Source organism: Magnetococcales bacterium, from assembly GCA_015228815.1.
GTDB lineage: Bacteria > Pseudomonadota > Magnetococcia > Magnetococcales > UBA8363 > UBA8363.
This window is the reverse complement of the sequence record JADGCV010000077.1, coordinates 1-7,695: the sequence shown is the minus strand read 5'-3', so window position 1 is coordinate 7,695 and position 7,695 is coordinate 1. Positions and strand designations below refer to the sequence as shown.

General features: G+C 58.8%; 7 protein-coding genes. 4 read left to right on the top strand and 3 right to left on the bottom strand.

The features are described from left to right. The first annotated feature begins 97 nt into the window (after positions 1-97). Positions 98-1,927, top strand: a complete 1,830-nt coding sequence (gene glmS, locus HQL76_17710) for a glutamine--fructose-6-phosphate transaminase (isomerizing) (protein ID MBF0111006.1) — start codon at positions 98-100, stop codon at positions 1,925-1,927. Positions 1,928-2,044: 117 nt separating this feature from the next. Continuing rightward, positions 2,045-2,740, top strand: coding sequence for a transposase (locus tag HQL76_17705; GenBank protein ID MBF0111005.1), 696 nt, complete (start codon positions 2,045-2,047; stop codon positions 2,738-2,740). A gap of 36 nt (positions 2,741-2,776) precedes the next feature. Here HQL76_17705 and HQL76_17700 read toward each other — a convergent pair whose 3' ends face one another. Genes HQL76_17700 through HQL76_17690 form a run of 3 tightly spaced genes read right to left on the bottom strand, consistent with a single transcriptional unit; the run spans position 2,777 to position 4,604 of the window. Beyond that, the gene (locus HQL76_17700) at positions 2,777-3,331 is read right to left on the bottom strand and encodes a DJ-1/PfpI family protein (protein ID MBF0111004.1); all 555 of its coding nucleotides are present in this window, start codon (positions 3,329-3,331) and stop codon (positions 2,777-2,779) included. Positions 3,332-3,387: 56 nt separating this feature from the next. Beyond that, entirely contained in the window at positions 3,388-3,762 is a 375-nt protein-coding gene (locus tag HQL76_17695) for a hypothetical protein (GenBank protein ID MBF0111003.1), read from the bottom strand. A gap of 47 nt (positions 3,763-3,809) precedes the next feature. Then, positions 3,810-4,604: a hydroxymethylpyrimidine/phosphomethylpyrimidine kinase gene (locus HQL76_17690; GenBank protein MBF0111002.1), complete on the bottom strand. Its 795-nt coding sequence runs from the start codon at positions 4,602-4,604 to the stop codon at positions 3,810-3,812. Between the two features lie 212 nt (positions 4,605-4,816). On the opposite strand from HQL76_17690, the gene HQL76_17685 reads away from it, so the two are divergent. Both HQL76_17685 and HQL76_17680 read left to right on the top strand, forming a co-directional pair. Further along, complete coding sequence (locus HQL76_17685; protein MBF0111001.1) at positions 4,817-6,403, top strand: phosphoglycerate dehydrogenase; 1,587 nt, start codon at positions 4,817-4,819, stop codon at positions 6,401-6,403. A gap of 5 nt (positions 6,404-6,408) precedes the next feature. Next, on the top strand, positions 6,409-7,602 hold the full coding sequence (locus HQL76_17680; GenBank protein ID MBF0111000.1) for a glycosyltransferase: 1,194 nt from the start codon (positions 6,409-6,411) through the stop codon (positions 7,600-7,602). Positions 7,603-7,695: the final 93 nt, after the last annotated feature.

Below are 7,695 nucleotides of genomic sequence, written 5' to 3'. Positions count from 1 at the left end.
CGATGCGTTTTGCATGGCGGTGCGGATCGTGGGTAAAAGACGCCCTTGATCCCGATGTGGAAAAACTACTTTGTCGTGGACGGGAGTGAAGGCAGGCATGTGCGGCATCATCGGCGTCATCGGCGAGCGTAACGCCACTCCAGTCCTGTTGGAGGGGCTCAAACGCCTGGAATATCGGGGTTACGATTCCGCAGGCATTGCGGTTGGCCACGATGGACACATTGATATTCGGCGCTCCGAAGGAAAACTGCTGCATCTGGAGAATCTGGTGCGGGAAACACCCCTGACCGGATTCCTCGGCATTGGACATACCCGATGGGCCACGCATGGGGCGCCAACGCGGGACAATGCCCATCCGCACCGATCGAAACGTGTCGTTGTCGTGCATAACGGAATCATTGAAAATTTTCGGCGACTGCGACAGGAACTGAGTGAAGCGGGGGTGACCTTTCTCTCGGAGACCGATACCGAGGTGATTCCGCATCTGGTGGAGCGGGAACTGGAACGGGGTCTGGCACCGCGGGAAGCGGTTTGCGCGGCAATCCATCATCTGGAGGGGGCCTTTGCACTGGGAATCATGATTCAGGGGGTGGAACATCAAATGTTTGCGGTTCGACGTGGTTCGCCCTTGATCGTGGGATTGGGCGAGGGAGAACAGTTCATCGCCTCCGACGCGCAACCTTTGGTGCCGTATACACGGCGGATGATTTTTCTTGAAGACAATGATTTCGTGACGTTGGAACGAAATCAAGTGTGGATCACCGATCTGGACGGGCAAAGGGTGGTACGTCCGATCAAGGAATCGCGGGTCAGTGCCGAAACCGCGGACAAGTGGCCCTATCGGCATTACATGCAGAAGGAAATCTTCGAGCAACCTTCGGTCCTGGGAGAAACGCTCAAGGGATTGATCCACCCATACACCCGGACGGTGGAAATCGCGGGTTTGATCGAGAAGATCGACCTGGCACGGGTATCGTATCTGACCATCGTCGCCTGTGGCACATCGCTGCATGCGGGCATGGTCGGGCGGTATTGGATCGAGAAGCTGGCGCGAATTCCCGTAGGGGTCGAGATTGCCTCGGAGTATCGCTATCGCGAGCCACCCCAGGTTTCCGGGGCAATGATGGTCGTGATTTCGCAGAGTGGCGAGACGGCGGACACCCTTGCCGCGCTGCGTTACGCCAAGGGGGAGGGACAGCAGGTCTTGGGAATCGTCAATGTCCCCGAATCGACGATTGCACGGGAATCGGACGGGGTCCTTTATACGCAGGCGGGACCCGAGATCGGGGTGGCATCGACCAAGGCGTTTACGACGCAATTGATGGTCCTGGCCTGTCTGGCGATCGCGTGTGGCCGTCTCAATGGACGACTGTCGCAAGCGGATGAAAAAAGGTTGGTCGAAGAGTTGATGCAGGTTCCCGCTTTGATGGAGCAGGTATTGGTTCGGGACCATGACATACATGTGCTGGCGCAAAAGCTGATGTACGCGAATGGTTTTCTTTTTCTTGGACGCGGCTCCTGTTTTCCCATTGCCCTGGAGGGGGCACTGAAACTCAAGGAAATTTCGTACATTCACGCGGAAGGGTATGCCGCCGGAGAGATGAAGCACGGGCCGATCGCATTGATTGACGAAGAGTTGCCGGTCGTCGTCGTGGCGCCGCAGGATCCATTGTTCGAGAAAGTGGTGAGCAATCTGGAGGAAGCGCGGGCACGCGGTGGGCGTTTGATCGTCATCACGCAGGAGCATCGGGATGAGACCCACGAATGCAAGGCGGACGACCTGATTCCAATGAATCCATGCAGCGAACTGACAGCCCCGATTCTTTATGTGGTTCCGCTACAGTTGCTCGCCTATCACATTGCCGTTCTGAAGGGGACGGACGTCGATCAGCCACGCAACCTTGCAAAAAGTGTTACGGTCGAGTAACGCCCGGAGGGATTCAATCAGGGGGACAGCATATGGTTTTTCCTTGCACTCGGAAATGAAGGAACAGTAGGCTGTACATGTCTTACCCTGTTAAATAACACTGTCAGGTTGATCTTCATGGCCAGACTTGCGCGTGCGGTCATTCCGGGAGAACCTCATTACATCACGCAACGGGGGAATCGGCGGCAGCGGACTTTTTTTCAGGATGAAGATTATCGCCTGTACCTGGAATTGATGACTGAATGGTGTTGCCGCATCGGGGTGGAAATCTGGGCCTACTGTCTCATGCCGAATCATGTCCATCTGATTGCCGTTCCCGGTTCGTCGGATGGGCTGCGCAAGGCGATTGGCGAGGCGCATCGTCGATACACCCAGTCCATCAACGCCCGCGAAAAATGGCAAGGTCATCTCTGGCAAGGGCGCTTTGCCTCCTTTCCCATGGACGAAGCCCATCTTCTCGCCGCCGCGCGTTTCATCGAACTCAATCCTGTTCGATCGCAACTGGCGCCGACCCCATCCGACCATCCCTGGAGCAGTGCCAAGGCCCATATGTCAAAGACGGATGACATCCTGGTCAAAACGCCCCCCCTATTGACACGAGTGGCGGATTGGGCTGAATTTCTGTCTGTCGGGACGTCGGAAGAGACCGCGGAACTTCTTCGCAAACACGAACGGACCGGGCGTCCGTTGGGCGACGAGTCGTTTCTTTCCAGACTGGAGTCCCTGCTTCAACGCCCCCTGGCGCCACAAAAACGGGGACGCAAGGCCTCCGGGGACAGGGCCGTTCCTCTCCGTGCCCGCTCGCGAAATTGACGGGATGGTCCATGACACGCAACCCGACCGGGGGCGTTACCGGGGGCGTTGCAGCGGCGCTTCGACCCGACGGCGCACGTCCATCCCCATAAGCATCTCAACCAGAGTCAAGGAAAAATCCATCGCCGTCCCTGGCCCCCGCGATGTGACGACCGTGCCATCCACGATCACCGCATTTTCTTGATAATCCATCCCTGCCATCAATTCACGGGAAATCGCCCCCGGAAAACTCGTTCCGCGCCGCCCCCGGAGCAATCCCGCCGTGGCCAACACCAGTGGCGCGGCACAAATTGCCGCCGTGATCCGGCCTTCCCGCGACAACCGCTCCAACAAGCGATGGATGCGTGGATCGTCGTTGAGGTTTTGACTCCCTGGCATGCCGCCGGGCAGGACGATCGCGTCAAAACCATCGTCCACCACCAAATCCAAAACGACATCCGGAACGATCACCGTCCGCCGACTCCCGCGCACCGGTCCTTCCCGCAGACCGGCGATGACGACATCGATGTCGGCGCGCCGCAAGATGTCGATGATGGTCACTGCCTCAAGTTCCTCGAATCCCTCGGCAAGTGGAACCAATACCTTGGACATATCCGCCCCCATTTCCGAAAAATGACCGAAACCCGCCCCCGTTTCAGAGCGCGCGTTCAGTTGCAATAGTGGGCGTGGATCCGTTCCAATCCCACCGATACCGCATCGAACGAACGCCGAAAGGCATTACGCTGCTTGTTGTTCCAGGTATCCATGTTCCACAGCCGCTTCATGGATTCGACAGCGCTGGTGAATTGAGGCTTCTCCTCATCCCGTGCGATGGCATCGAGGACATCGACGATGGTGTTCATACCCGATTCGAAACGGCTCGATTCATCGAATTTGGGTGTTTTGGCGATGTGATCGCCGAGTTCGTACATGCGATCGACAAACTCCTTCATTTCGGTGCAACTCCAGTCCAGGGCGGCAACCGGGCCGGACAGAAGCATCAAGCCGACGAACAGGATCAATTTTATTTTTCTGGCAATCATGACAAAGATTCCTCGAAGCGGAATGAACGCCCATGTACAGCCACGACTCAAATGCCAAGGACCCGTTGTCCCCGACCCATGCCCGAGCCATTTTCCATCGCTTTCAAAAGTGTTGCAACCCCTTTCTCGACGGCCATTTCCAAAGGCGTGGAAAACGCCAGGAAGGTGGCGATCGCGGAAGCGAGGGCACACCCGGTACCGTGAAAGGAAGGTCCCTCCAGCCGCGGATGCCGATACTCCAGAACCCTTCCCTGGTGGTACAGATGATCGGTGATCCGGTCCCCCTGTCCATGCCCACCCTTGACAAGCACCGAACACCCCAGGGACGCCAGGGAAGAGGCGAGGAATGCGACGGATGCCACGGGCATGAGTGGGTGCCACGGCAGTCCCGCAAGCATGTGGGCCTCGGGGAGGTTGGGGGTCACCAGGGTCACCAGGGGAATCAGGCGACGGCGCCACAGTTCCAATCCTTCGGCGTCGAGAAGGATTCCACCTCCCGTTCCGGCGACCACCGGATCGGCGACCACCGGAATTCGTGGATGACGTTCGATGACCCCGATGACCGCCCGCACGACATCAGCGGTCGCCAACATTCCCAATTTGATGCAATCGGCGCCGAGGTCATCCAGTACCGCCTCCATCTGCCGGGCGACAAGGATTCCCGGCAACGGATGGACCTGAAAAACCGATGCGGTATCCTGTACGGTGACCGCGGTGACGGCACCCAGAGGAATCCCGCCCAGATGGCGAATCATGCGAACGTCGAGGGAGAGACCGGCGCCACAGGTGGGATCGGTCCCGGCGACCGCGAGGACCCGTCCAGAGAAATGTCGATCGTCCACGGTTGTAAAGAGTTCCTCGCTGTGTCAAAGTGGGACTTTTTATTCGCCGGAAGGACAACTCCGCGATGGCCCCCGATCGGGGACCGGGAGCACATCGGCGAAGGTCACGCATCAACCTTAGTCCCCGCGGTTCGGCGGGAACCATCAAGACGGACGCGGCCTCATGTTCATCGCCGAGCATGAATCATAACCGCACCAACGAGGTCATCACCATGGCAAAAGTCCTGATTTCCGATAAAATGTCCCCCGAGGCGGAAAAGGTGTTCCGCAGCCGCGGTATTGCGGTCGATTATCTTCCTGGCCTGTCGCCGGAAGAGTTGAAAAACAAACTTCCCGACTACGATGGCATCGCCATTCGCTCCGCGACCCGCCTGACCCAGGAACTGATCCAGGCCGCCACCCGCCTCAGGGTCATTGGCCGCGCTGGCATCGGCGTGGACAATGTGGACATTCCGGCGGCCTCCAAACAGGGGGTGATCGTCATGAATGCCCCGTTCGGCAACTCGGTCACCACCGCCGAGCACACCATGGCCCTGATGTTGGCCGCGGCGCGCCACCTGCCTGCCGCCACTGCCTCCACCCGTGCCGGCAAGTGGGAAAAAAATGGCTTCATGGGGCGGGAACTGGCTGGAAAGACATTGGGAATCATCGGAACCGGCAACATTGGCGCCCTGGTCATCGAGCGCTGCCGGGGAATGAAGATGTTCGTCCTGGCCTATGACCCCTTCATCAGCCGGGCCCGGGCCCATGACCTGGGGATCGACCTGGTCGATACCCTGGACGAATTCTGGCCGCGGGTGGACATCCTGACCATCCATGCCCCACTGACCGCCAAGACCCGACACATCGTCAACGGCGAGGCCTTCGCCCGGATGAAAAAGGGAGTCATCGTCATCAACTGCGCCCGCGGGGGAATCGTCGATGAATCGGCGCTGTACGAGGCGTTGAAATCAGGCAAGGTGTTCGCGGCGGGACTGGATGTCTTCGAAAAGGAACCGGCCCGGGAAAGTCCCTTGTTCGAACTGGACAACGTTGTCCTCTCCCCCCATCTGGGCGCCTCCACCGCCGAGGCCCAGGTCAAGGTGGCGGTCCAGATCGCCGAACAGATTTCCGATTTTCTCCTCAAGGGGACCGTGCAGAATGCCCTCAACATTCCGGCGGTCTCCGAAACGGAACTTCCGGCGCTGCGTCCCTATCTGAATCTGGCCGACAAACTGGGGACCACCCTGGGACAACTGACCGAGGCGGGCGTCCAATCGATCGAAGTGATCTATGAGGGGGGGGTGGCGGCCCTCAATCACAAACCGATCACCAATACCCTGCTGAACTCCCTGTTGACCCCGATGCTGGAAACAGGCGTCAATCTGGTCAATGCGCCGTTGATTGCCCGCGAACGGGGCATCACCGTTTCCGAAACGACGCGGGAACAATCGAAAAAAGGATTCACCTCGCTGATTTCGGTCATCATCACGACTGAAAAGCGGCAACGGTTCATCTCCGGGACCCTCTCCTTCGACGAACGGCCACGGATTGTTTCCATGAACGAAGTCCCGGTCGAGGCCAATCCGGAGGGAAATCTTCTGTTCGTCGCCAATCAGGACGCCCCCGGACTGATCGGACGGGTGGGAACCATCCTGGGCGATGCCGGAATCAACATTGCCAATTTTCATCTGGGGCGGACCCATCAGGGGGGGTCGGCAGTGGCGTTCATCAACATTGATCAGGATGTCCCGAAGGAGATCATGGATCGATTGTTGGAGGTTCCCAACGTCATTGAAGTCAAACTGGTCCGCTATTGAGTTTGATGGCAGCCAGGCGACCCCGGCTTGTCGTCGTCATCCCCTGCCGCGACGAGCCCGAACCACTGGCCACCCTCGACTCCCTGGCCGCTTGCCAGCCGCCCGAGGCCGACATCGATGTTCTGGTCGTGGTCAATGGTTCCGACAAGGATGCGGCCCCGGTTCACCAGAGAAACCAGGAAACCCTGGAACAGTTGCGCTCCTGGTCCGAGGGTCGGACCGATCGATTCTTCGACGTGTCCGTCGCATTCCACCCCCGTCTGCCGCACCGGCAGGCGGGGGTGGGATTGGCCCGCCGCATCGGCATGGACGAGGCGGCCCGTCGCTTGTTGGATCCACCACGCCCCTCCGGGGGGATCATCGTGGCCCTCGATGCCGACTGCCGCGTCGCCGATAATTATTTCCTGGCAATCACGGAACAATTTTCGGCCCGGCCAAAAATGGTCGCGGCTTCGATTTATTTCGAGCATCCCCTGGAGGGCTTGGAAGCGCGACACCGGGCCGGGATCGTCGGATACGAACTGTTCCTGAGGGCGCATCGTCTGGGATTGCGCCATGCCGGTTTTCCACATTCCTTTCACACGGTCGGCTCGGCCATGGCGGTACGAGCGGCGACCTATCGTCGGGTGGGAGGAATGAACCAGAGGCAGGCGGGCGAGGATTTTTATTTCCTGCAAAAGGTGATGGCCCATGGTCTTTTCTCCGACCTGACGGCGACGACGGTATTCCCGTCTCCCCGCATTTCCCACCGTGTCCCTTTTGGCACCGGACGGGCAATGGGACAATGGCAGGACTCGGAAGAGGAAACCTTTTTCATCCATGACCCACGCATCTACGAGGAACTAAAGATTTTTTTCAACACTGTTCCAATCTTGTTCCAGTCGGGGGAGGCCATCGTGGACGACGCCCTGGGCGCCCTGGTCCCCTTTCTGGCCGGACAGCGCTTTCCCGAGGCCCTTGAAGAAATGCGCGCCAACACGGCCACCATCTCCTCGTTCACGAAACGATTTTTTCATTGGTTCAATCTGTTCCGCGTCATGAAGTTTGCCCATTTCGCTGCGGATGGCTATTATCCTCGGGTTCCGGCAACCCGGGGCATCGTTCGTCTGCTCGAATGGATGGGCCAGCCCCTGCCCGATCCCCAGGATCCCGAACACCTTTTGATGGCATTGCGACACATGGATCGCTGGATTGCCTGAATATCGAATCCTCGTGGCGTCTCCTCCCGCGAACACGAACCTTGAGCCGTCGCCAGGACATCATCATCCCAACCGCCATGCAAAAACCCATCA

Coding starts and splice junctions, on each gene's coding strand:
- glmS (MBF0111006.1), top strand. CDS start 98: ATGTGCGGCATCATCGGCGTCATCGGCGAGCGTAACGCCACTCCAGTC.
- HQL76_17705 (MBF0111005.1), top strand. CDS start 2,045: ATGGCCAGACTTGCGCGTGCGGTCATTCCGGGAGAACCTCATTACATC.
- HQL76_17700 (MBF0111004.1), bottom strand. CDS start 3,331: ATGTCCAAGGTATTGGTTCCACTTGCCGAGGGATTCGAGGAACTTGAG.
- HQL76_17695 (MBF0111003.1), bottom strand. CDS start 3,762: ATGATTGCCAGAAAAATAAAATTGATCCTGTTCGTCGGCTTGATGCTT.
- HQL76_17685 (MBF0111001.1), top strand. CDS start 4,817: ATGGCAAAAGTCCTGATTTCCGATAAAATGTCCCCCGAGGCGGAAAAG.
- HQL76_17680 (MBF0111000.1), top strand. CDS start 6,409: ATGGCAGCCAGGCGACCCCGGCTTGTCGTCGTCATCCCCTGCCGCGAC.